The sequence below is a fragment of the Microbacterium sp. ARD31 genome, from assembly GCF_031844425.1.
The window spans coordinates 37,435-61,961 of sequence record NZ_JAUZVE010000011.1; the positions used below are offsets into that span (position 1 = coordinate 37,435).

Here is a 24,527-nt window from a genome sequence, read left to right on the forward strand (position 1 = left end):
GGCTCGACCCTTTCGAGAGAGGGCGACGACGACCCCACGCGCAGATGAACGGCGTCCGTCAGCCAGCCGAACGGGTGGCGACGGCGTCAGCGCACGGCGAGCGCCGCCACAGCCGCGTCCACCGACAGGACCTCGCGCTCGCCCGTGCGACGGTTCCACAGCTCCACCTGGCCGTCGGCGGCGCCGCGACCGACGATCAGGATCCGTGGGACGCCGATCAGCTCGGCGTCGCCGAACTTCACCCCGGGCGACACCTTGGGCCGGTCGTCGTAGAGCACGTCCAGGCCCGCCGTCTGGAGGGCGTCGGACACCTCGGCGGCGAGCTCGAACGCCACCGTGTCGCGTCCGGTCGCCACCACGTGCACATCGAACGGCGCGACCGATTCCGGCCATACGAGCCCGCGCTCGTCGTTGTTGAGCTCGGCGAGGATCGCCAGGATGCGGGTGACGCCGATCCCGTACGACCCCATGGTGACGGTCACCAGCTTGCCGTTCTCATCAAGGACCTTCAGCCCGAGCCTCTCGGCGAAGAACCGGCCGAGCTGGAAGACGTGACCGATCTCCATTCCGCGCGCGAGCTCGACGGGTCCGGACCCGTCGGGCGCCGGGTCTCCGGCGATCACATCGGCGACCTCGACCACGCCGTCGGCGACGAAGTCACGTCCGGCGACGAGGCCGTGCACGTGCTTCTGGTCGATGTTCGCTCCGGTCACCCAGGCCGTCCCGTCCACGACCCGAGGGTCGACGAGGTAACGGATGCCGGTGGCCGACTCCTCGCCGAGGACAGCACCGTCGGGCGCCCACGGGCCGATGTAGCCCTTCACCAGCGCCGGGTGGCGCGCGAAGTCGGCTTCGGTGGCGGGTTCGACGGCCGCCGGCGCGAAGGCCACCTCGGCCCGCTTGTCGTCGACGTCGCGGTCCCCGGGCAGGCCCACCACCACCAGCTCGCGCGTGGCGTCGGGGTGGGTCAGGGCGAGGACGACGTTCTTGAGGGTGTGCGCGGCGCTCCATGTGGTCGCGTCGGCCGTCGCCGGACCGGCCACACCGGGCTCCGGCGCGGGAAGGTGGGCCGCGCAGTGGGCCACGAGAGTCTGGATGGTCGGGGTGTCGGGCGAATCGAAGACCACGGGTGCCGGAAGCCCGTCGAACGGGATGGGAGCGGGAGCGATCGTGGTGAAGGCCTCGACATTGGCGGCGTAGCCTCCCGCCGAGCGGACGAAGGTGTCTTCGCCGACCGTGGTCGGGTGCAGGAACTCCTCGCTGCGGGCGCCTCCCATGAGCCCGTTGTCGGCGGCGACGATCACGTACTCGAGTCCGAGGCGGGTGAAGATGCGCTCGTAGGCGTCGCGCTGGGCCTGGTACGAGGCTTCGAGTCCGGCGTCGGTGTAGTCGAAGGAGTAGGCGTCCTTCATCGTGAACTCGCGCCCGCGCAGGAGCCCCGCGCGGGGACGCGCTTCATCACGGTACTTGTCCTGGATCTGGTAGATCGCCAGCGGCAGATCCTTGTACGAGCCGTAGAGGTCCTTCACCAGGAGCGTGAAAAGCTCCTCGTGGGTCGGCGCGAGCAGATAGTCGGCCTCCTTGCGGTCCTTGAGCCGGAAGATGCCGTTGCCGTAGGCCTCCCAGCGCCCCGACTCGCGGTACGGCTCGGCCGGAACCAGGGCCGGGAAGTGCACCTCATAGGCTCCGGCGTCGGCCATCTCGTCGCGGATGATCGCCTCGATGCGCGCCTTCACCCGCAACCCGAGCGGGAGCCACGTGAAGATTCCGGGCGCGGTGCGGCGGATGTAGCCGGCGCGCACGAGCAGCCGATGACTGGTGACTTCCGCGTCGGCGGGGTCTTCGCGGAGCGTGCGGACGAAGTAATGCGAGAGACGTGTGACCACGAGGCACAAGTCTAGGGCGGGCGGATGCCGCGTCCGGCCGTAGCCTGAACCGATGACGACTGCGCTTCTGACCGGGTTCGAGCCCTTCGGGGGCGACTCCTTCAATCCGTCGGGCGCGGCCGTGCGGCAGGTGGCGTCGTCGTGGACGGGATCCGCCGAGCTGGTCGTGGACGTGCTGCCGGTCGCGTTCGCGGGGGCGGCGAACCGGATGCGCGAGCTCATCGCCCGCCACTCCCCCGACGTCGTCCTCGCCACCGGCCTGGCCGGAGGCCGCACCGCGGTCGGCGTGGAACGCATCGCGGTGAACCTTATCGACGCCCGCATTCCCGACAACGAAGGCGAGCAGCCGGTGGACGAGCCGAGCATCCCGGGCGCCCCTGCTGCCCGGTTCGCGTCCCTCCCGGTCAAGCGCATCGTGCGGGAACTCGGTGGTGCGGGAATCCCCGCGGAGCTGTCCCACTCGGCCGGCACCTACGTGTGCAACCACGTCTTCTTCACGGCGCTGGACGCCGCACCGGCCCCTTCCCGGTCAGGGTTCGTGCACGTGCCCTGGTCCCGGGAGCACGCCCCGACCGCTGACGCGGCATCCCTGCCCTTCGCGGACATCGTCCAGGCGATCGCGATCGTCATCGATGCCAGCCTCGCGGACGAGGACGATCTGCGTCTGCCGGGCGGTGCGGCGCACTGAGGTCAGCGCGGCGCCGCGCCCAGACGGAGCACTCCGCGGACGAGAAGTCCCGCCGCGAGCGCCCAGAACGCCGCCCCGATGCCGGCGGCCTGCACTCCGGACGCCGCGACGACCAGCGTCACCACCGCCGGAAGACGTTCACCGGGCTCGTCGACGGCCTGCTGCACCGCCGAGCCGAAGGCGGCCAGGAGCGCCACGCCTGCGACCGCCGGAACGACGCCGGCGGGGGCCACGAGGACGAGCGCCGTGAGAACGGCGGACAGGCCGCCGAGGGCGATCGCCGTGACCCCGGTCGATACGCCCGCCACCCACCGTCGACGTGGGTCGGGGTCGGCGTCGGGCGCGGCGGCGAGGGCGGCGCTGATCGCCGCCAGGTTGATCGCGTGCCCACCGGCGGGCGCCCCCAGGGCGGTTCCGAGGCCGGTGACGAGCATCGCCGGCCGCCACGGCACGTGGTAGCCGTAGCTGCGCATGATGGCCACGCCCGGCACGTTCTGGGACGCCATCGTGACGAGGAAGAGCGGCAACGCCAGTCCGAGCACCGAGCCGACCGTCAGAGACGGCGCGATGAACTCGACGCGGGGCACCAGCGAGGACGACGCCACCGCCGCATCGGAGAGGGCTATGTCGATGCCGATGACCGATGCCGCAGCGACGAAGGCGAGCGGCACCGCCCACCGCGGGGCGAAGCGGACCGCGAGAAGCCAAGTCGCCAGCACCGGCGCGACCGCCCACGGTGTCTGCATGAGCCCGCCGATCGGCGCAAGGCACAGCGGCAGCAGGACTCCCGCGAGCATCGCCTGCGCGATCGATGGCGGGATGCGGGCGATGAGCCGGCCCAGCTGCGGCCACAGGGCGGTGAGCAGGATGAGGGCCGCCGTCACGAGGAAAGCCCCGACCGCCGCCGACCATCCGCCGTCGACGCCGCCGCTCGCCGCGAGGACCGCCGCTCCCGGTGTCGACCACGCGACGGTGACCGGCATCCGGGTCCGCCACGCCAGGATGATCGAGGCGACCCCCATCGTGACGCACAGCACGAGCAGCCCGCTCGCAGCCTGGGCGGACGACGCTCCCACCGCCGCCAGCCCGGTCAGGACCACGGCGAAGGAGCTGGTCACCCCGACGAGCGCTGTGACGATGCCGGCGATGATGGGCCGGGAGAGGGGGGCATTCGCCGGCGCGGGATCGGGCAGGGTCACCCGGTCACGGTAGCGCGTCGCCGCCGGGGCGGTGGACCGTCAGCTGGTGACGACCTGGGCCGTTCCGATGCCGGCTTCAGGACCCATCTCGGCGGCGAGGCGGTTCGCCTCTTCGATGAGCGTCTGGACGATGTCGGCCTCGGGCACGGTCTTGATGACCTGCCCCTTGACGAAGATCTGGCCCTTGCCGTTGCCCGATGCCACGCCGAGGTCGGCTTCCCGCGCCTCCCCGGGACCGTTCACGACGCAGCCCATGACGGCGACCCGCAGCGGGACGGTCATGTCCTTCAGACCCTCGGTCACATCATCGGCCAGCGTGTACACATCGACCTGCGCGCGCCCGCACGAGGGGCACGAGACGATCTCGAGCTTGCGCTCGCGCAGGTTGAGAGACTGCAGGATCTGGTGCCCGACCTTGACCTCCTCGGCCGGGGGCGCCGACAGCGATACCCGGATCGTGTCGCCGATCCCCTCGCCGAGCAGGATCCCGAAGGCGGTCGCGCTCTTGATCGTGCCCTGGAACGCGGGGCCGGCCTCGGTCACACCGAGATGCAGCGGCCAATCGCCCATCGCCGCGAGCAGACGGTAGGCCTGCACCATGATCACCGGGTCGTTGTGCTTGACCGAGATCTTGAAGTCGTGGAAGTCGTGCTCCTCGAACAGCGACGCCTCCCAGCGAGCGCTCTCGGCGAGCGCCTCGGGGGTCGCCTTGCCGTACTTCTGCAGCAGCCTCGGGTCGAGCGACCCTGCGTTCACGCCGATGCGCAGCGACACACCGGCATCCGATGCGGCCTTGGCGATCGCGCCGACCTGATCGTCGAACTTCCGGATGTTCCCCGGGTTGACCCGGACAGCGGCGCATCCGGCGTCGATGGCCTGGAAAACGTACTTGGGCTGGAAGTGGATGTCGGCGATGACCGGGATCTGGCTCTTCTTGGCGATGATGTGGAGCACATCGGCGTCGTCCTGCGACGGCACGGCGACGCGCACGATCTCGCAGCCGGAGGCGGTGAGCTCGGCGATCTGCTGCAGCGTCGCGTTGATGTTGGTCGTCGGAGTGGTCGTCATCGACTGGACGCTGACCGGGGCGTCTCCGCCCACCAGGACCTTGCCGACCTTGATCTGTCGACTCTTGCGGCGCGGAGCGAGGGTGTGAGGGACGTTCGGCATTCCGAGGTTCACGGCGGGCACGTCTCCCAGCCTACGCCGCGGCCCGGCGGACGGCGCCGTCATCCGTCGCCAGCGCGCCCCGGCCCCCGACGGGGGCTTCCCCGCGCTGTGGTAGTTTCGGCGCGACATGACCCGGCCCGATCCCCCTTCCTCCGCCGACCGCGCCGACCTCGCCGCGCTGATCGCCGACGGAGCTCCGTTCGCGCTCATCGCGCGCACCCCCGACACCGTCGAGCTTCTGACCGGCGACGTCGTCGACGTGGAGCTGTTGGCCGACATCCCCCTCCATGACGCGACCGGGCGTGCGCGCGAGGTGCTCGCCCTCGTTCCCTACCGCCAGGTGCGCGAACGCGGTTTCGCGTGCCACGACGACGGTGCGCCGCTGCGATGCCTCGTCGTGGCCGATCACCGCGAGCTCCCGCGCGCGGAGGTGATGGCGAGACTCCCCGCGCATCCGGTGCCGCTCATCGAGCCCGGGTTCGACATCTCGGACGAGGACTACGCGCAGATCGTGCGGACCGTCATCGCGGACGAGATCGGCCGCGGCGAAGGGGCGAACTTCGTCATCCGACGCGACTTCACCGCCGGGGTCGACGGCGACCCCGTCACGACGGCCCTCACCTGGTTCCGTGCGCTGCTCGAGCACGAACGGGGCGCCTATTGGACCTTCGCCGTGGTGACCGACGGGCACATCGCCGTCGGCGCGAGCCCGGAGGCGCACGTCAGCGCCCAGGACGGTGTGGTGACGATGAACCCCATCTCCGGGACCTTCCGCCACCCGGCCGGCGGCGCGACGGTCGAGACGCTCACCGAGTTCCTCGAGTCGACCAAGGAGACCGAGGAGCTCTTCATGGTCGTCGACGAAGAGCTCAAGATGATGAGCGCGGTGTGCTCGGACGGGGGGCGCATCACCGGGCCGCACCTGAAGGAGATGTCACGGCTCACGCACACCGAGTACGTGCTCCGGGGTCGCAGCCGGCTCGATCCGCGCGACATCCTCCGAGAGACCATGTTCGCCCCGACCGTGACGGGGTCCCCGATGCAGAACGCCTGCACCGTCATCGCCCGACACGAGGCGACACCGCGCGGCTACTATTCGGGCGTCGCCGCGCTGTTCACGCCGCGGCCGGGGGCCACCGACACCGACGGCGGCGCGTCTCACGACCTCGACGCCCCCATCCTCATCCGAACGGCCTATCTGCAGGACGGTCGTCTGAGGGTCCCCGTCGGCGCCACGCTCGTGCGGCACTCCGACCCCTACGGCGAGGTCGGCGAGACCCACGGCAAGGCGGCGGGAGTCCTCGGCGCGATCGGCGCGATCCCGCGCGAGCTGGTCGCGACCACCGCGTCCGATGCCATCGACGAGGATGCCCCGGCGCCGGAGCCCCGTGCCCTCGCGGACGACGCCGGTATCGCCGCACTGCTGGCCTCTCGCAACGGGCGCCTGGCGGCCTTCTGGCTGAATCCGCAGGACCCCGGCGAGGTCGGACCCTTCGCCGGCCGGTCGGCGATCGTGATCGACGCCGAGGACCGCTTCACCACGATGCTCGCCCATCAGCTCCGTCACCTCGGCCTGGACGTCGAGATCCTGCCCTGGCAGGACGTCGACGACCGGCGCGTGGACACCGCAGAGCTCGTGGTGGCCGGCCCCGGCCCGGGCGATCCGCGTGACGTCTCCAGCGAACGGATTCGCCGCATGCGCGACATCGTCCGGCGCCGCACCGCGTCCGGGCGGCCGCTTCTGGCGGTCTGCCTCAGCCACCAGATCCTGGCCGACGCGGTGGGGGTCGGGCTCGCGCCGCTGGCGGCCCCCCATCAGGGCCTGCAGAAGACCGTCGACCTGTTCGGCGTCGATGCGTCGATCGGGTTCTACAACACCTTCACCGCGCGGGTTGCGCCCGGTGTCACCCGGATCGGCGACACCGAGATCGCGGCGGGGCCCGACGGCGACGTCTTCGCTCTGCGCGGCCCCTCGTACGCGTCGGTCCAGGGACACCTCGAGTCGATCCTGTCGCGCGACGGCATGACGACGCTCGAACGCCTCGTCGGCCACGCGCTGGGATACAGCGCAGCCTGAGCCGCCCCGAAAGATCAGCCGAAGATCGAGATCGGGTTGATCACGTCCGAGACGATCAGCACCGCACCCATCGCGATCAGGGCGATGACGACCACGAAGGTCACGGGGACGAGCTTGGTGGCGTCGACGGGTGCCGGAGCGTCCCTGCCGCGGAGCTTGGCCCACGCACGCTTGATGCCGTCCCACAGCGCGACGGCGACGTGCCCGCCGTCCAAGGGCAGCAGCGGCACGAGGTTGAACACGAAGAGCGCGATGTTCAGCGACGCCAGAAGCGAGAGGAAGCCGGCGACGCGGTTGAGCACGGGCGCATCCGCCGCGGCGACCTCACCGGCGATGACGCCCGCGCCGACCACGCTGAGCGGGCCGTCAGGGTCGCGCTCCTGACCCGTGACGGTGGCGACCGCGGTCTCCCACACCAGCACCGGGAGCCGCCAGATCACCTGGGTCACCGCGCCGACGTTCTCGATGGCTGCCGCGGGTCCGGCCCAGAGAGGCTCACGGAGATAGTCGACTTCCTGACGGATGCCGGCGAAGCCCACCTCGACGATCTGCGGCTCCCCGTCTGCGCCCACGACGGGCCGGCCGCGGTCGTCGACCTCGGTCTGACTCACCGCCACCGGGGTCAGCTCCACGGTCTGCGCGGCTCCATCGCGCTCGAGGACGATCGCCAACTCCCGTCCGGGTGAGCTGCGGATGATCTCGGATGCTTCGGCGAAGGTCTCGACACGCTCGCCGTCGACGCTCACCAGCACGTCCCCGGGCTGCATCCCGGCGGCCGCGGCCGGGGCGACCGGGTCGTCCGCGGTGCACTCGGTGCGGTCGGCATCCGCCGCGATCACGCACTCGCTGACGCTCTGCACCGTGGTGGTGGCGGTCTGGACGCCGATGCCACTGAGGAGGACGGCGAAGAGGACCATCGCGAAGAGCAGGTTCATGATGGGACCGCCCAGCATCACCACGACCCGCTTCCACACCGGAAGCCGGTAGAACACGCGGCGATCCTCGACGCCGTCGACGGTCTCGTCGTTGGCGGAACGGGCGTCCTGGACCATCGTGGCGAAGAATCCGCCTCCCGCCCGACCGCCGCGGTGGGCGTCTCGGTCGGCGGGACTTGGCGGGTACATTCCCGCCATCGAGATGTAGCCACCCAGGGGGACGGCCTTCACGCCGTACTCGGTCTCGCCGTAGCGCCGAGACCAGAGGGTCGGGCCGAAGCCGATCATGTACTGCCCCACCCGGACGCCGAAACGCTTGGCGGGGACGAGGTGGCCGATCTCGTGGAGCGCGATCGACAGGGCGAGCCCCACGACCATGAGGGCGATGCCGATGATGAACGCGATCACTTCCACACGCCCACGCTACCCGCGCGTCGCTTCGAGTTGGCCGCGAAGCGCGTCACCGCCCGGCGACGTCCCACGCACGGTCCTCGTGCGCCGGGTGAGAGGATGGACACGCTATGCCGACTGACGCCGCCTCGAATCTGCCTCCCGTGCTCCGCCCGGAGGCGCCCCCCGTCCATTCGCTCGGGGATCTCGCCGCCCGCTTCGGCGGTGAGGTGCGCGGTGACGCCGCCGATGTCCGGCTGACCGGCCTGACCCTCGCCACGGCGGACCTGCGCGCCGGCGAAGCGTTCGTGGCCATCCGCGGTGTGAACCGCCACGGCGCCGAGTTCGCGGCGGCTGCAGCAGAGAAGGGCGCCGTCGCCGTCATCACGGATGCCGCCGGAGCGGACATCGCGGCCCGCGCCGGACTGCCGATCGTCGTCGTGGACGACCCTCGCGCCGCGCTCGGCGATCTGTCGGCCTGGGTGTACGGCACCGGACCGGGCGACGACATCCCGCTGCTGTTCGGCACCACGGGCACGAACGGCAAGACGAGCGTGTCGCACCTGCTCGAGGGCATCCTGAATCAGCTCGGCGTCGTGACCGGACTGTCGTCGACGGCGGAGCGCCACATCGCCGGTGAGGTCATCGTCTCGCGACTCACGACCCCCGAAGCCTCCGAGTTCCACGCCCTGCTGGCGCTGATGCGGGAACGGGGGGTCGAGGCGGTCGCGGTCGAGGTCAGTGCACAGGCACTCAGCCGTCACCGCGTGGACGGACTGCTGTTCGATGTCGCCGGATTCACCAACCTGTCGCACGACCACCTCGACGACTACGCCGACATGGACGAGTACTTCGAGGCGAAGCTGGCCCTGTTCCGCCCCGATCGCGCCCGCCGTGCCGTCATCTCACTGGACTCCGCCCCCGGCGCCGACGTCGCCGCGCGCAGCGAGATCCCGTTCGTGACCGTCGTGACCCCGGCCATCGCCGCGGATCCGGATGCGGACGCGGACTGGACCGTGGTGATCGACGACGAACGACAGGACGGCACCGCCTTCACCCTCACCGCCCGCGACGGGCGCTCCCTCACCACCGTCGTCCCCGTCATCGGACGGCACATGGCCGCCAATGCGGGATTGGCCATCGTCATGCTCCTCGAGGGCGGATACGCGTGGGACGACCTGTCTGCGGCGCTGGGCGGCGGCCGAATCGACGCGTACCTTCCGGGGCGCACGCAGCGCGTCTCCGGCGACCGCGGGCCGGCCGTGTACGTCGACTTCGGGCACTCCCCCGACGCGTTCGAGAAGACCCTCGCCGCCGTCCGCCATGTCACCCCCGGTCGTGTCCTCATGCTCGTCGGCGCTGACGGCGACCGTGACGCCACCAAGCGTCATGACATGGGCAGGACCGCTGTCGAGGGCAGCGACGTGCTCGTGATCACGGACCACCACCCTCGCTTCGAGGACCCGGACAGCATCCGCGCGACTCTCATCGACGGGGCTCGACGCGCACGCCCCGACGCCGAGATCCACGAGTACTCCCCTCCGGAGCGCGCCATCGTCGAGGCGGTGAAGCTCGTCGGCGACGGCGACGCGATCCTGTGGGCCGGCCCCGGACATCAGGACTATCGCGACGTCCGCGGGACCCGCGCCCCCTACTCCGCGCGAGAGCTGGCACGCCGCGCCCTGGCCGAAGCCGGATGGCCGGTGCCGGAGCCGACGTGGCCGGTGCCCTACCCGCCGGACCGCATCATCGCGTCCGACCCCCTGCGCCCGGTCGACTGATCAGGCGGATGCCGCGATCGCGCGGTCCGCGGATTCCCGAGCCCAGCGCTCAGCCTCGATGAGGCTGTCGCGCGTGAGCGCGGCCGGCGCTTCGTGCGCGTCGACGACCCTCTCCACGGTCTCGAGGATCGAGAGGAAGCCGATGCGCCCCTCGTGGAAGGCGTCCACGGCCTGCTCGTTGGCGGCGTTGAACACGGCGGGGTAGGTGGCTCCGGCCCGCCCGACGCGCTTGGCCAGTCGTACGGCAGGGAAGGCCGCCTCATCGAGTGGCTCGAACGTCCACGACGCCGCAGCGGTCCAGTCCAGCGGCCGGCCGACGCCGGCGACGCGGTGCGGCCAGTCCAGACCCAGCGAGATGGGCAGGCGCATGTCGGGTGGGGACGCCTGCGCGATGGTGGAGCCGTCGACGAACTCCACCATGGAGTGCACGATCGACTGCGGGTGCACGACGACGTCGATGTCGGCATAGGCGACCCCGAAGAGCAGGTGCGCCTCGATGACCTCGAGACCCTTGTTCACCAGAGTGGCGGAGTTCGTCGTGACCACGCGACCCATGTCCCACGTGGGATGGGCGAGCGCTTCGGCGGGCGTGACCCCGGCGAGCGACGCCCGGCTCCGGCCGCGGAACGGGCCGCCGGACGCCGTCAGCACGAGCCGCCGCACTTCGGACCGGTCACCGGAGCGCAGCGCCTGAGCGATGGCGGAGTGCTCGGAGTCCACGGGAACGATCTGGCCCGGCGCCGCGATAGCCGTCACCAGTTCCCCGCCCACGATGAGCGATTCCTTGTTGGCCAGCGCGAGGGTGCGACCCGACTCCAGCGCCGCGAGCGTCGGGCCGAGCCCCACGGAACCGGTGATGCCGTTGAGCACCACGTCGGCCTCGACGTCGCGCACGAGCTGCTCGGCCTCGGCGGCGCCGAGGGCGGTGTGCTCCACCCCGAACTCCGCCGCCTGGGCGTCGAGACCCGAACGGTCGCTGCCCGCCGCGAGCCCGACCACCTCGAACCGGCGCGGATTGGCGCGGATGACGTCGAGCGCCTGCGTGCCGATCGAGCCGGTCGAGCCGAGGACGAGGATGCGGCGCATCCCGTCAGCCTAGTCCGCGCTATGCGGCGGGCTGGGTGCCGAGGATGTCGATGACGAACACCAGCGTCTGCCCGGTGAGGTCGCTGTCGTTGATCTCGCCCTCACCGTACGCGACATCCGGGGGGAGGACGGCGATGACCTGCGAGCCGACGGTCTCTCCGATCACTGCGTCAGAGAAGCCCTGCACGACGCCGCCGCCGGTCGAGAAGGTGAAGGGGGTCTTGCCCCAGCTCTCGTCGAAGACCTCGCCGGTGTCCCACGAGACGCCGTGGTACTGCACCATCACGCCGTCGCCTGCTTCGACGACCTCGCCGTCGCCCTTCTTCAGGGTGGCCTTGTCGAACTCGGTCGGCGCGTCCCCGTCGGGGAGCGTCACCGTGGGCGCGCCGTCTTCGGCCAGATCGACGGCGGGAAGCCCTTCCGCGGGATCCTGCGGCTCACCCCAGGCGGCGTTGGGAACGATGTCGAGCATGTCGACGACGTAGACCTCGCCCGGGGCGTCGGCCGTCGCAGGGAAGGCCCCGACGACGCGCGTGCCGGGTGCGGCGCAGCCGAGCAGCTGACCCAGAGGGTTGTCGGCCGAGATCTGCTGCGGAAGCACCGTGTTCTCGCCGTAGCCGAACGAACCGAGCAGCTCGCCGGTCTCGGCACTGTAGGCGCTCAGCGCGTAGGTCACCAGGTCGCCGGCCTCGGCGGCCTCGCCGGACCCCTCGGTGAGCACCGTGCTCTGCAGGTCTTCGATCTCGAGGGGCGCCTCGAAGGTGGCGGTGGATTCCTCCCCCACCTCGCCGTCCACCGTGACGGCCTCGGTCGCGGCGCCTGATTCGGCCCCCGCGGCGCACAGGTCGACCGTGGCCGAGCTCGACGGCGTGGGAGCGGCTTCGGTCCCGGAGCCTGCACAGCCGGCGAGAAGGAACGCCGACACGGCGACGGTGGACAGGGCGACGAGCGGTCGAGAGCGCAAGAGGAATCCTCAGATCGACGAACGGGAGTCTCCCATCCTCCCCCATGTTTGCTCCACCCTCGCTGGGAACCGGCTATGCCATGAGTGGTATGGAAACGGGGGTAGCCTCGACGGGTGACTTCCGAGGAGACGACCGAACCCCGCGAAGATGACTCCGCCGTCCCCGCCGTCGACACGCAGGAGCAGGTCACGCGCATGGGCGCGACGTACGTCCTGGGTCGCATGGTCATCACGGCGCTGGCCCGGGTGGTGTACCGACCGCACGTCGAAGGCCGCCACCTCGTCCCCCGGACCGGCCCGGTGATCTTCGCGAGCAACCATCTGTCGTTCATCGACTCGATCGCGATCCCGGTTGCGGCGCCCCGTCCCGTGCACTTCCTTGCCAAGTCGAGCTACTTCGAGGGCGCAGGCGCGTCGGGATGGATCTCACGGGAGTTCTTCACCGCCATCGGAGCGATCCCGGTCAAGCGCGGCGCCGGGCAGGCGGCTCTCGACGCCCTGGAGCAGCAGCGGATGCTCCTGGACCAGGACCGCGCAGTGGCGCTGTATCCGGAGGGCACGCGCTCTCTGGACGGGCGGCTCTACAAGGGACGCACCGGGGTCGCCTTCCTCGCGCTGCAGACGGGGGCGCCGGTCGTGCCGGTGGGATTGATCGGCACGGACAAGGTCATGCCGGTCGGTGCCCGGATGCCGTCCACCAAGCACCGCATCACCGTGAAGTTCGGCGAGCCGCTCGAGCTGTCGCACCACGGACCGGCCACCTCGGGCCGTGCGCGGCGACTGGCGACCGACGACATCATGGCCGCCATCCACGCCCTCTCGGGCCAGGAGCTGGCGCACGCCTACAACGAGGCCCCCGCACACAACCCCCTCGATCGCATCAAGCAGGTCCTCCCTCACGAGCGCCGCTGATGACGATCACCGGTTCGTGGCGGACCGGGAAGTTGACGGAATTGGCGATGAAGCACCAGGCGTGAGCCTGCTCGTGCGCCGCGATCGCGGCATCCCGCATCGACTCCTCGGCGACGGTGACACGCGGGCGCAGCACGACCTCGCGGAAGGCGCCGGCGCCCCGGCCGTCCTCGACCATGAGCCCGCTCGCATCGTCCTCATAGCCGGTGACGACGATGCCCGCCTGCACGCACGCGTGGAGGTACGACAGCAGGTGGCACTCGCTCAGCGCCGCGACCAGCAGATCTTCGGGGTTCCACCGCGCCGCGTCGCCACGGAAGGGCTTGTCGGCCGACGCGAGCAGATCGGGCTTGCCGTCGATCTGGATCAGGACGGCCCGGTCGTAGTCCCGGTATCCGGTCGTTCCCGAGCCTCGGTTGCCGGTCCAGACCGACCGGACGGAGTATCGATGCTCGCCGAACATGAGCACAGTCTGTCATGGGGGTCGGCGGCGGCCTCCCCGGTAGGCTGACGTGGTGCCCCACACCTTCTCGGTCTCGGACGCCGTCGAACTCGCGGTCGTCGAGCGCAGCGGGTTCGTCGAATCCCGGCACGCGGGCGCGGCGATCGTGCTCGCCCCGGACGGCGCGGTCTCCGCCTCGCTGGGCGACACGTCGGCGCTCATCCTTCCGCGCTCGACGCTGAAGCCGCTGCAGGCACTGGCGATGCTGTCGGCGGGCGCACCTCTGGAGGGCGAGCGTCTGGGGCTCGCGACCGCCAGCCACTCGGGCACCGACAGACACGTCGAGGTGGTCCGGCAGATCCTGCACTCCGCGGGCGTGACCGAGGACGCCCTCGGCTGTCCGCCCGCCTGGCCGGGCGACGCGGCGACTCGCGACGCCCTCATCCGCGAGCACGGCGCGCCGGCGCGCGTGCGAATGAACTGCTCCGGCAAGCACGCCGCGATGCTCCTGACGTGCGTCGTCAACGGGTGGCCTACGGACGGCTACCTGGATCCCGCACACCCCCTCCAGGTGCACATCCGCGACGTGGTGGAGCGACTCGTCGGCGAGAAGTCCCCCACCGTCGCGGTCGACGGGTGCGGAGCCCCGGTCCTCGCGGTGACCCTCTTCGGCCTGGCCAAGGCGATCCACCGCATCGGAACCGCATCGTCGACGTCCCCGTTCGCGCTCCACCGCAGCGCCGGCGCTCTCGTTCAGGCGGTGCGCGCTCACCCGTGGACCATCGACGGACCCGGCCGTCCCGACACAGTCGCGATCGAGCATCTCGGCGTCTTCGCCAAGACCGGCGCCGAGGGCGTGCTGGTGATGGTCGCGCCCGACGGCACCACGGTGGTGCTGAAGATGCTCGACGGCAGCACTCGCGCCACCACCGCCGTCGCGTTGCGGCTGCTCGAACGCGCAGGCGCGCTCGATGCCGCGGGCGTCGGCGAGGTGATGACATGTCTTCCGCTGACCGTCACCGGCGGCGGACGGGACGTCGGGGCCATCCGCCCCGCCTTCTGAGGCGCTCCCACGAGGAGCACGAACGCTCCAACGGCGGAGCGGAAAGGATCTGACGATGAGGATCAGCGTCCCCACCGAGGTCAAGAACAACGAGTACCGGGTGGCTCTCACACCCGCCGGCGTGCATGATCTCGTCGCCGCAGGTCACGAGGTGTTCGTGCAGCGCGGTGCCGGCATCGGTTCCTCGATGCCCGACAGCGAGTACGACGACGCAGGGGCCGTCCTGTTGGACGATGCCGGCGACGTGTGGTCCCGGGCCGAGCTGCTCTTGAAGGTCAAAGAGCCGATCGCCGGCGAGTACGCGAACTTCCGCGACGACCTGGTGGTCTTCACCTACCTCCACCTGGCGGCCGACCGCGCGCTCACCGAACAGCTGGTGTCGGATCGGGTCACCGCGATCGCGTACGAGACGGTTCAGCTCGCCGGCGGCGGCCTGCCCCTTCTCGCGCCCATGAGCGAAGTGGCCGGCCGCCTGGCCCCGATGGTCGGCGCCTCCACGCTGATGAGGTCGGCGGGAGGCCTCGGGCTTCTGATGTCGGGCGTGCCGGGCACCAGGCCGGCGAAGGTCACGGTGATCGGCGGCGGCGTGGCCGGCGCGAATGCGGCGGTGATCGCCGTCGGCATGGGTGCCGACGTCACCGTCTTCGACACGAACGTGCAGCGCCTTCGGTACCTCGACGACCACTTCCAGGGGCGGGTGAAGACCGCCGCATCCAACCCCTTCGACCTCGATCGCGCGGTCGTCGACTCGGATCTCGTGATCGGTTCGGTGCTCATCCCCGGAGCGAAGGCACCCAAACTCGTCACCAACGAGATGGTCGGGCGAATGCGCCCGGGCTCCGTCCTGGTCGACATCGCCGTGGATCAGGGCGGCTGCTTCGAGGACACGCACCCGACCACCCACGCCGAACCCACCTTCCCCGTGCACGGGAGCGTGTTCTACTGCGTCGCCAACATGCCCGGCGCGGTGCCGCACACGTCCACCTCCGCTCTGACGAACGCGACGCTGCCCTACATCCGGCAGATCGCACGTCGGGGATGGAAGGACGCGCTGCGGGCCGACGCCGCTCTGGCTGCGGGCCTCAACACGGTTGCGGGCTCCGTGGTGAACCCCGGGGTCGCCACCGCCCACGGACTCGAGGAGACACCGCTCGCGGACGCGCTGGCCTGACGGGACGCTTTCGCCGAGGGGCGGCGGTCAGGACAGCGCCTTCTCCTGGATCCCCCAGGGACTGCCGTAACCGGCCGGTGCGGGGGCGGCGAGCAGGTCGAGGAACGGGCGCGCGTGGAACGCCTCGGGCCCGAGCACGCCGCTCCCCTGCCAGGTGCCGCCGGCGAGGAGCTCGAGGGCGATGACGGGATTGATCGCCGTCTGCCACACCACGGCCTGCGAGTTGTACTCGGCCATCGTGTGCTCGTTGTCGGCGACGTGGTAGAGGTATGTCGAACGGGGGGCACCGTCCTTGCCGCGACCTCTCACCCACACCCCCGCGCAGGTCTTCCCCGACATGCGGTCGCCGAGGGTCGCCGGATCGGGCAGGCACGCGGCGACGACATCGCGGGGCGAGACCTGGACCCCCTTGACCGAGACCTTGTCGGTGCGGTCGAGGCCCAGCTTGTGCAGCACCTTGAGCACCTCGATGAACTCGTCACCGAGTCCGTACTTGAAGGTGACCCGGTCGGCGCCGGTCCATCGCGGCATGAGGACGACCTCCTCATGCTCGACGTTGACGCACTCGACCGGTCCGATCCCCTCCGGGAAGTCGAAGATCTCGGGCTCGCTGAAGGGAGCCGTGGTGAACCAGCCCCGGTCCCGCTCGAAGATCACGGGTGGGTTGAGGCACTCCTCGATCGTGGTCCAGATCGAGAACGACGGTGCGAAGTCGTATCCGGCGACGACGAGGTTCGCCCCGTCCCTCACACCCAGTTCGTCGATCTCGCTGAACAGCTCGTCCTCGGCATACCGCGCGAACACATCCGACAGACCGGGTTCGACGCCGATTCCCACGAGTGCCAGGCGTCCGGCCCGGCGCCAGGCTTCGTCCTGGGCGAACTGCTCGTCGCCGAGCTTCACTCCGGGGAGCTCGAAGGGACGCTCCGGGTGCGGTCGCGACAGGCTCATCGCCATATCGAGATAGGTGGCGTCGGCTGCGGCGCAGCCGTCGAAGATCGGCATCACGAAACGCGGATCGACGGCATTCAGCACATGCGTGACCCCGTGCTCACGGATGAGCGCAGCGACCGACTCCGCATCGGACGCGTCGATGCGGGCAGCCGAGAACCGGGCGTCGGCGAGTTCGGCGACGAGCCCCTCGGGCCGAGACGGGTCGTAATCGGCGATCACCACGTGCTCGAAGAAGTCGCGACGCGCGGCGATGCGCGCGGCGGCCGAGCCGACACCGCCGGCTCCGACGATGAGGATGCGCATGGGTTCTCCTGCCGATCGGGTGTTCCTGCGACGGTATGAGGACCACCCGGGCGGGTCAAGAACCGGTGCCGGTACGGATCGACCTGAACTGCACCGCCGGAAGGACTATGCGGACGGGGTCATCGCCGCTCGAGAAGAGCCACGCTCTCCCCCGCCCGGGCTCGGCGTAGGGCGGCAGGATGCGGCTTCCGGTGAGCAGGCGAAGGTCGGCGGCGCACGAGGCGTCGATCACGAGGTCGTGCTCGGAGCGCACCTGCGAGAGCACCCGCCAGTGCCGCTGCCATTCCTCCGGGTCGCCGACCACCACCGTCGGGGTCCCCGGATGCACGCCCTCGGCGTACTCGGCGACGGACCACACGTGCATCCCGCACTGCTGCCAGGTGCGCTGCGCCTCCCGCGCTGCCGGCGACCGCCGGGCGACGAACCCCGTGAGCATCGTGCTCGGCATCCATGCCGCCTCGTCCTCGCGCGGCAGGCGGCGGACCTCCGGTACGCGCGCGATCTGGATCGGCACGCCGTCCAGGGTGCCGCGTCCCGGGGGCGCGTCGCCACGGAAGGCGACCGGGTCCCCGCCCAAGGCGATGTGCTCGAGGCGCGTGGTCGTGCGGAGAACGAGGCGGCGCGGGAGCAGATCCGCGATACGGACGACGGGACCGCTGAGGCGCTGCACGGACGCAGCCACGAGGTAGCCCTGCTGGCCCGCACCCCGGCAGAGTGCATCGAGCAGCTCGAAGAACTCCTGCGCGTACTCGGGCGGGAACCTGCCCACCAGAACGTCGAGATCGTCCGCGACGACGAGGCTGCCTGCTTCCGGCAGCGTCCGCTGCAGCTCCATCGCGGCATCCCATGCGCCCTCGGCGTCGTCGGGGATGCGGACGACGTGGCGGGCCTGGGTGGCGAGGGTGTCCAGCGCCGTCGTGCGCCCCGACCCCGGCCCGCCGGCCACGAGCAGCCCGCGTTCGGCGACGGCGATGCACGCGGGCGCCTGGCGCTGCCACTCGGGCTCGTCGAGAAGTCCGAGCACCAGGGCACCGGGTGCCGCTTCGACCGCGGGGAGCTCTGCCAGATCGATGCACGCGGGAAGCTCGGGAAGCCAGGGCCGCCGCGGCTGGGGGCCGGTCGACGCCTCGATGACCGCGGCGACATCGGCAGCAGCGGACAACGCCACGCGGACGCGCAGCGGGAGGGCGTCGGCCGCGCGGCGCACCATGGCGATCCCCCGTCCGTCGTCGCCGCCGGGGATGTCGGCGGCGTCCTCGCTGCCGATGACCGCTCGGCTGTCCGCGCGATCGGTCACCCGCAGGCTCAGCCGGAGCGGACAGTTGGCCAGCAGGGCCTCGCGGACGACCCCGGCGATGCGCTGTGTGCCGAGGATGAGGTGCATCCCCAGTGCACGCCCACGGGCGGCGACGTCGGCGAAGACCGCATGCAGCTCGGGCTGCTCCGAGAGCAGGGCGGCGAACTCGTCGACGACGATGACCAGTCGCGGCAGCTGCACCCGCGGATCCGCAACGTCTCGGGCTCCCGCCGCGGCCAGGGCGCCCTCGCGCCACCTCATCTCGGCGCGCAGGCTCTCGATGGCGCGCCGGGCGCCCGATCCGTCGAGATCGGTGAGCACGCCTGTCACGTGCGCGAGTCCGGTGAGGGCGTCGAAGGCGGTGCCGCCCTTGAAGTCGGCGAGCAGAAAGCTGAGCTCCCGCGTGGAGTGCGTGGCGCACAGGGAGACAATCCAGGTGATGAGCAGTTCGCTCTTGCCGGCACCGGTGACCCCGGCCACGACGGCGTGCGGACCGTCGGCGACGAGATCGACTGTGAGAGGACCGGTGTCGGCCACACCGATGACGGCCGGCAGCCGTCCGGGAGCGCGGACCGGTCGGTGATCGGCCAGCAGCCGTCCCAGGGGAAGCGGTTCGATACCCTCGCTGCGTCCGAAGGCGGTTCCCGCGCGGCGATCGAGCTGCGCGGCCAGCTCGAGCGCCTGGGCCTCGCCGACGGCCTCGAGCCGAAGGTCACGCTCGTCCGCGTCCGAGGGCTCGTCCAGCCGTCCGGCGGTCAGTCCTCGCACGTGGATCGTGACGCCGCAGCGCGGCGAGGCGGGCAGGCCCGGCTGCCCGAGTGCCAGCACGAACTCCGCGTCGGCGGGAACCGGATCTCCGGCGTCGATGAGCGCCAGCGCCCGACCGGAGGCGGCGCGGCGATGCGGGAGCTCCTCGGCCCACGCGTGCACGCCGCGCAGCGGGCCGGTGATCCGCAGCTCGCCCGGAGGAAGAGCGAGGCACAGTTGGAGCGCGAGTCCTCGCAACACGGCGGCGCACGCCACCTCTCCGGAGCCGACGACCGTGACGCCCAGCGCGGCGGACACCACCACCGGCGCATCGGCGAGGTGGGCGGCGGTGCGGCGGAGGCGGGCGGCCGCGGGATCGCCGTGGCCGCCGTTCACCCGCACCTCGCTGACCACATCGCCCGAGCCCACGACGATCACTCCGGCACGGCCCGGAACGCTGCGCCACACCTCGGCGTCGGCCTGGATGAAACCCGCGACGTCCGGATGCCGCCCCCGGCGCTCTGCTCGCTCGATACCGTGCCTGCGGACGATCTCGTCGTACGCCGCCTCGTGGGCCTCGCGCGCAGCCCGCTCTGCGCGTCGACGATCCCGTCGCGTCGTGCGCCCCGCGTCGAGGATGGACGCGCCGGCTAGCAGCGGGCCGAGCACCGCGAGCCACAGCGCGAGGACCGAACCGGTGACCAGCCATATGGCGACGGCGCCGACGACGGGCACGATCGCGGCGAGGACGGGGACGGGCGGCCGCGGCGGCGGCACCCACGCATCCGGCAGGTTCAGCGGCTCGTCATGGTGGAGTCGATGCGCTGAAGGAGCGCGAAGGGCTGCGGCGACGGAATCGGACACCCCGCCACTGAACCGCACCTCGCCGAGACCCTCCTTCGCGCGCGGCCACCTGTGGAGGGATCGAGCTCAGTTCGCCGCTGGGGAGGAGTCGGCGTCGGCGTCCGGCGCGTGGGATGCCCCGGCGTCGACGGGGCCGACGTTGAGCACGATGATCGAGATGTTGTCGCGCCCGCCGTTCTCGAGGGCGGCATCCAGCATCGCGTCCACGGCGGCGGCGGGATCGGCGTGCTCGGCCAGGAAGTGCTTGATGCCGTAGTCGGTCAATTCCTTGGTGAGACCGTCGGAGCAGATCACGAAACGGTCGCCGGCCGCCAGCTCGATGCGCACGTAGTCCGGTGTCACGCTCTCGCTCGGTCCGACCGCCCGGGTGATCACGTTTCCGTAGGGGTGGCTCTCGGCCTCCTCCGGGCTCAGCCGCCCGGCGGCTACGAGCTCCTGCACGACGGAGTGATCCGTCGTGATCTGGACGATGGTGCTCTCGCGCAGCAGGTACACCCGCGAGTCGCCGATGTTGAGGGTGACCCAGTGAGGCTCGTCGCCCGCGGTCTCGAGGTACACACCGGTGAGCGTCGTCCCGGTGCCCTCGTCGGTCGCCTCGGGGTGGGAGGCGATGTCCTTGACCGCTCGGCCGAGCGCCTTCTCGATGGTCTCCGGGGTGACGGATCCGGCATCCACCACCTCGCGCAGCCGTGTGATCGTGCTCGCACTGGCGATCTCGCCGCCGATGTGCCCGCCCATGCCGTCGGCGACGACGAAGAGCGGGTAGCCCGCGAACACCGCGTCCTGATTGACATCGCGTCGTCTGCCGGTGTGCGTGACAGCGGCCCATTCCAGCGACAGCGCGCCGTCGGGCATCTCGACGTCGCGCGCCTGCGTGGTTACCTCGGGCACGCCCTGTCCTCCTGTGAGCCGGCGATCGGGGCCGTCCGGCTCGGACCGGTCGGCGTCATCACATCCTAGTGCGTCAAGACCGACCGCCTTCGGACATCGGCGGTGCGCCTGGCACCGCGGCCTCGGCGGTCTCATCCATCGGAGCCTCGAACTGGGCGTTGTACAGCCTCTCGTAGGCGCCGCCCGTCGCGAGGAGCTCTTCATGGCGGCCCTGTTCGACGATCGCGCCGTCCGCCATGACGAGGATGAGATCGGCATCCCGGATGGTCGACAGCCGATGCGCGATGACGAAAGCGGTCCTGTCGCGACGGAGCTTCGACATGGCGCGCTGGATCAGGAGCTCGGTGCGCGTGTCCACCGAGCTCGTGGCCTCGTCGAGGATGAGGATGCGCGGATCTGCGAGGAACGCCCGCGCGATCGTGATCAGCTGACGCTCCCCGACACTGAGGTTGGTGGCGTCGTCGTCGAGGAGCGTCTCGTACCCGTCGGGGAGGGCGTGGACGAAGCGGTCGACGTAGGCGGCGGTGGCGGCGGCGATGATCTCCTCCTCGGATGCCGCGGGTCGGCCGTACGCGATGTTCTCGCGGATCGTCCCCGCGAACAGCCAGGTGTCCTGCAGCACCATCCCGGTGCGGCTGCGCAGATCGTCCCGTGTGATGCGGCGGGTGTCGACGCCGTCGAGGGTGATGGACCCGTCGTCGACGTCGTGAAACCGCATCACGAGGTTGACCAGCGTGGTCTTCCCCGCACCGGTGGGCCCGACGATGGCGACGGTGCTGCCCGGTGCCGCGGCCAAGGACAGTCCCTCGATGAGCGGGACATCCGGCGCGTAGCGGAAGGAGACGTCGTGGAACTCGAGGTGACCGGCGTCCGCCGGCGGCGACTGCGCGGGGTCCTCATCGGGTTCCTGCTCGGATTCGTCGAGCAGCTCGAACACCCGCTCCGCGCTGGCGACCCCCGACTGCAGCAGAGCGGCCATGGAACCCAGCTGGCTGAGCGGCTGGGTGAACTGTCGCGAGTACTGGATGAACGCCTGCACATCGCCGATCGACATCGCCATCGCCGCGACCTGCAGACCGCCGACCACGGCGATGGCGACGTAGACGAGGTTGCCGATGAACATCATCGCCGGCATGATCAGGCCGGAGACGAACTGTGCCCCGAAGCTCGCCCGATACAGTTCCTCATTCTCGGACCGGAAGTCGGCCTCGACCTCGGCCTGGTGCCCGAAGGTCTTCACGAGCGCGTGTCCCGAGAACGTCTCCTCGACCCTCGCGTTGAGGACGCCCGTGGCCTTCCACTGCGCTGCGAAGAGCGTCTGGGACCGCCGAGCGACGAGCACGGTGATGGCGACCGTGAGCGGGATCGTCACCAGCGCAATGACGGCCAGCAGCGGGGAGAGGACGAACATCATCGCCAGCACGCCGATGACCGTCAGCAGCGAGACGACGACCTGCGACAGCGTCTGCTGCATCGTCTGGCCGATGTTGTCGACGTCGTTCGTCACCCGGCTGAGCAGCTCTCCTCGCTGCACACGGTCGAAGTAGGCCAGCGGCAGGCGGTGGATCTTGTCCTCGACCTGCATGCGCAGACGATGCACGGCCCGTTGGACGACGCCGTTCAGGATGCGCCCCTGCAACCAGCCGAAAGCGCTCGCCAGGACGTAGACCGTGAGGACGACAAGCAGAATGCCGCCCAGTCGGGGGAAGTCGATACCGACCTCGGGCGCGAGGAACCCGGCGAAGACGACGTTGGTGCCTTCGCCGAGCAGCTTCGGTCCTGCGACGCTGAGGGCGACCGAGAGGATCCCGAAGAGGAGCACCGCGACGAGTCTCCCCCGCTCGCTGCGGAGAGTCCCCAGCAGACGTCGGGCGCTCGGGCCGAACGAGCGGGCCTTCTCCGCGGGCGCCTGGCCCGGTCCCCGACCCATCGGCCCCCGCCCCATCGGTCCTCCGAGCGGGCGTCCACCGCTCATGCCGCCTCCTCCGCCGCCAGCTGCGACTCGACGATCTCGCGGTAGGTTCCGCAGGATTGAAGCAACGTCTCGTGCGTGCCGAGTCCCACGATGCGGCCGTGCTCGAGTACGACTATCTGATCCGCCCCGCGGATGGTCGACACGCGCTGGGCGACGACCAGCCGCGTCGTGTTCGGGAGTTCGCGGTCGAGAGCACGCCGCAGCGCGGCATCCGTGGCCAGATCCAGGGCGGAGAACGAATCGTCGAAGATGTGGATGGCCGGACGCTTGACCAGGGCGCGAGCGATGGCGAGCCGCTGGCGCTGACCGCCCGAGACGTTGGTGCCGCCCTGCGCGATCGGCATCTCGAGTCCTTCGGCGGACGCGTCGACGAAGTCCCGGCCCTGGGCGATGGCGAGGGCGTGCCAGAGCTGCTCGTCGGTGGCCTCGGCGTCGCCGTAGCGCAGGTTGGTGGCGATGGTCCCCGAGAACAGGAAGGCGCGCTGGGGAACGAGCCCGATCCGCCGCCACAGTTCGTCGGGGTCGTATTCGCGCACGTCGATCCCGTCGACCCGGACGACACCCGCGGTCGCGTCGAAGAGCCGCGGGACCAGGCCCACGAGGGTGGTCTTGCCCGACCCTGTCGAACCGATGATCGCGGTGGTGGTGCCGGGCTCGATCGCGAAGGTGATGTCGCGCAGCACCGGCTCATCCGCACCGGGGTAGGAGAATTCGACGCCGTCGAACTCGATGCGACCTGCCGCCCCGGGCGCGGCGACGGGGACGGCCGGAGGGACGACCGATGGCGCGATGTCGAGGACCTCGCCGATGCGGTCGGCGCACACGGCGGCGCGCGGGATCACGACGAACATGAACGTGGCCATCATGACGCCCATGAGGATCTGCATGAGGTAGGTGAGGAAGGCGAAGAGGGTACCGATCTGGACATCGCCCGACTGCACCTGGAAAGCTCCGAACCAGATGACCGCGACGCTCGACAGATTGAGCACCAGCATGACCGCCGGGAACATGAGTGCCATGAGGTTCCCGGCACGCAGTGCCGTCGCCATGACGTCCTGGCTGGCTCGGCCGAACCTCTCGCGCTCCTCGCGCTCCCGGACGAACGCCCGCACCACCCGGATCCCCGTGAGCTGCTCGCGGAGGATCTGGTTGACGCGGTCGATGCTCTTCTGCATGAGGGTGAACGCCGGCACCATGCGCCACACGATGAGACCCACCACGACGAGCAGCACGGGGATCGCGACGCCCATGAGCCACGACAGCCCCGCGTCCTGGCGAATCGCCATGACGACACCGCCGATGGCGAGCATCGGCGCCGAGACCATGAGGGTCGCCGACACCTGCACGAGCATCTGCACCTGCTGGACGTCGTTCGTGTTGCGGGTGATCAGGGATGCCGGACCGAACACCCCCACCTCGCGCTGCGAGAAGGCGACGACACGGTGGAAGAGGTCGGCGCGGAGATCGCGTCCCAGGCCCATCGCGAGGCGCGAGCCGAAGTAGACCGCGATGATCGCGCAGACGATCTGCACCAGACTGATCCCCAGCATCACCGCGCCGGTGGACCAGATGAACGGGATGTCGCCGGTCACCACCCCGCGGTCGATGATGTCGGCGTTGAGCGTGGGCAGCAGCAGCGCCGCGACGGACTGCGCCAGCTGGAACACCACGACTGCCGCGACCAGCGGCCATGCGGGGCGCAGGTAGCGTGCGAGAAGCGTGCCCAGCACCG

The 24,527-nt window shown here is 70.7% G+C and carries 18 protein-coding genes; 6 read left to right on the forward strand and 12 right to left on the reverse strand.

Features of this window, described 5'->3' with window-relative positions; genetic code table 11:
- Nucleotides 1–86: 86 nt before the first annotated feature.
- Complete coding sequence (locus Q9S36_RS23635) at nucleotides 87–1,886, reverse strand: proline--tRNA ligase (protein ID WP_311287285.1); 1,800 nt, start codon at nucleotides 1,884–1,886, stop codon at nucleotides 87–89.
- Nucleotides 1,887–1,938: 52 nt separating this feature from the next.
- On the opposite strand from Q9S36_RS23635, the gene pcp reads away from it, so the two are divergent.
- On the forward strand, nucleotides 1,939–2,574 hold the full coding sequence (gene pcp / locus Q9S36_RS23640; RefSeq protein WP_311287286.1) for a pyroglutamyl-peptidase I: 636 nt from the start codon (nucleotides 1,939–1,941) through the stop codon (nucleotides 2,572–2,574).
- Nucleotides 2,575–2,576: 2 nt separating this feature from the next.
- On the opposite strand, the gene Q9S36_RS23645 is transcribed toward pcp, so the two are convergent.
- Nucleotides 2,577–3,767, reverse strand: coding sequence for a benzoate/H(+) symporter BenE family transporter (locus Q9S36_RS23645; protein ID WP_396653838.1), 1,191 nt, complete (start codon nucleotides 3,765–3,767; stop codon nucleotides 2,577–2,579).
- 45 nt (nucleotides 3,768–3,812) lie between these two features.
- Nucleotides 3,813–4,964 carry a flavodoxin-dependent (E)-4-hydroxy-3-methylbut-2-enyl-diphosphate synthase gene (ispG, locus tag Q9S36_RS23650; RefSeq protein ID WP_251453097.1) on the reverse strand — a complete coding sequence of 384 codons (1,152 nt, stop codon included), beginning with the start codon at nucleotides 4,962–4,964 and terminating at the stop codon, nucleotides 3,813–3,815.
- Nucleotides 4,965–5,070: 106 nt separating this feature from the next.
- On the opposite strand from ispG, the gene Q9S36_RS23655 reads away from it, so the two are divergent.
- The gene (locus tag Q9S36_RS23655) at nucleotides 5,071–7,020 is read left to right on the forward strand and encodes a chorismate-binding protein (RefSeq protein ID WP_311287288.1); all 1,950 of its coding nucleotides are present in this window, start codon (nucleotides 5,071–5,073) and stop codon (nucleotides 7,018–7,020) included.
- A gap of 14 nt (nucleotides 7,021–7,034) precedes the next feature.
- On the opposite strand, the gene Q9S36_RS23660 is transcribed toward Q9S36_RS23655, so the two are convergent.
- A complete protein-coding gene (locus Q9S36_RS23660) occupies nucleotides 7,035–8,369 on the reverse strand; it encodes a site-2 protease family protein (protein WP_311287289.1) in 1,335 nt (444 codons plus the stop codon).
- Between the two features lie 107 nt (nucleotides 8,370–8,476).
- Between Q9S36_RS23660 and murE the strand changes: the two genes are divergently transcribed.
- A complete protein-coding gene (murE, locus tag Q9S36_RS23665) occupies nucleotides 8,477–10,126 on the forward strand; it encodes a UDP-N-acetylmuramoyl-L-alanyl-D-glutamate--2,6-diaminopimelate ligase (protein WP_311287290.1) in 1,650 nt (549 codons plus the stop codon).
- On the opposite strand, the gene dxr is transcribed toward murE, so the two are convergent.
- Complete coding sequence (dxr, locus tag Q9S36_RS23670; RefSeq protein ID WP_311287291.1) at nucleotides 10,127–11,212, reverse strand: 1-deoxy-D-xylulose-5-phosphate reductoisomerase; 1,086 nt, start codon at nucleotides 11,210–11,212, stop codon at nucleotides 10,127–10,129.
- Between the two features lie 19 nt (nucleotides 11,213–11,231).
- The gene (locus Q9S36_RS23675; protein WP_311287292.1) at nucleotides 11,232–12,176 is read right to left on the reverse strand and encodes an FKBP-type peptidyl-prolyl cis-trans isomerase; all 945 of its coding nucleotides are present in this window, start codon (nucleotides 12,174–12,176) and stop codon (nucleotides 11,232–11,234) included.
- 114 nt (nucleotides 12,177–12,290) lie between these two features.
- On the opposite strand from Q9S36_RS23675, the gene Q9S36_RS23680 reads away from it, so the two are divergent.
- A complete protein-coding gene (locus tag Q9S36_RS23680) occupies nucleotides 12,291–13,088 on the forward strand; it encodes a lysophospholipid acyltransferase family protein (RefSeq protein WP_396653834.1) in 798 nt (265 codons plus the stop codon).
- Here the strand turns inward: Q9S36_RS23680 and Q9S36_RS23685 are convergent.
- Nucleotides 13,057–13,551, reverse strand: a complete 495-nt coding sequence (locus Q9S36_RS23685) for an OsmC family protein (RefSeq protein WP_311287293.1) — start codon at nucleotides 13,549–13,551, stop codon at nucleotides 13,057–13,059. The two genes, Q9S36_RS23680 and Q9S36_RS23685, sit on opposite strands and share 32 nt — an antisense overlap.
- Before the next feature lie 52 nt (nucleotides 13,552–13,603).
- Between Q9S36_RS23685 and Q9S36_RS23690 the strand changes: the two genes are divergently transcribed.
- Complete coding sequence (locus tag Q9S36_RS23690; RefSeq protein ID WP_311287294.1) at nucleotides 13,604–14,593, forward strand: asparaginase; 990 nt, start codon at nucleotides 13,604–13,606, stop codon at nucleotides 14,591–14,593.
- Between the two features lie 55 nt (nucleotides 14,594–14,648).
- On the forward strand, nucleotides 14,649–15,764 hold the full coding sequence (gene ald, locus Q9S36_RS23695; protein WP_311287295.1) for an alanine dehydrogenase: 1,116 nt from the start codon (nucleotides 14,649–14,651) through the stop codon (nucleotides 15,762–15,764).
- Nucleotides 15,765–15,791: 27 nt separating this feature from the next.
- Here the strand turns inward: ald and Q9S36_RS23700 are convergent, their stop codons facing one another.
- The 5 genes from Q9S36_RS23700 to Q9S36_RS23720 form a co-directional block, all read right to left on the reverse strand.
- Complete coding sequence (locus tag Q9S36_RS23700) at nucleotides 15,792–17,021, reverse strand: saccharopine dehydrogenase C-terminal domain-containing protein (RefSeq protein ID WP_311287296.1); 1,230 nt, start codon at nucleotides 17,019–17,021, stop codon at nucleotides 15,792–15,794.
- Nucleotides 17,022–17,076: 55 nt separating this feature from the next.
- Nucleotides 17,077–19,929 (reverse strand): FtsK/SpoIIIE domain-containing protein, encoded by a 2,853-nt coding sequence (locus Q9S36_RS23705; RefSeq protein ID WP_311287297.1) that lies wholly within the window; start codon nucleotides 19,927–19,929, stop codon nucleotides 17,077–17,079.
- Between the two features lie 66 nt (nucleotides 19,930–19,995).
- A complete protein-coding gene (locus Q9S36_RS23710; protein ID WP_311287298.1) occupies nucleotides 19,996–20,820 on the reverse strand; it encodes a protein phosphatase 2C domain-containing protein in 825 nt (274 codons plus the stop codon).
- A gap of 73 nt (nucleotides 20,821–20,893) precedes the next feature.
- Complete coding sequence (locus Q9S36_RS23715; RefSeq protein WP_396653835.1) at nucleotides 20,894–22,795, reverse strand: ABC transporter ATP-binding protein; 1,902 nt, start codon at nucleotides 22,793–22,795, stop codon at nucleotides 20,894–20,896.
- The gene (locus tag Q9S36_RS23720) at nucleotides 22,792–24,525 is read right to left on the reverse strand and encodes an ABC transporter ATP-binding protein (protein ID WP_311287299.1); all 1,734 of its coding nucleotides are present in this window, start codon (nucleotides 24,523–24,525) and stop codon (nucleotides 22,792–22,794) included. Before Q9S36_RS23720 ends, Q9S36_RS23715 begins: the two co-directional genes overlap by 4 nt.
- Nucleotides 24,526–24,527 lie beyond the last annotated feature (2 nt).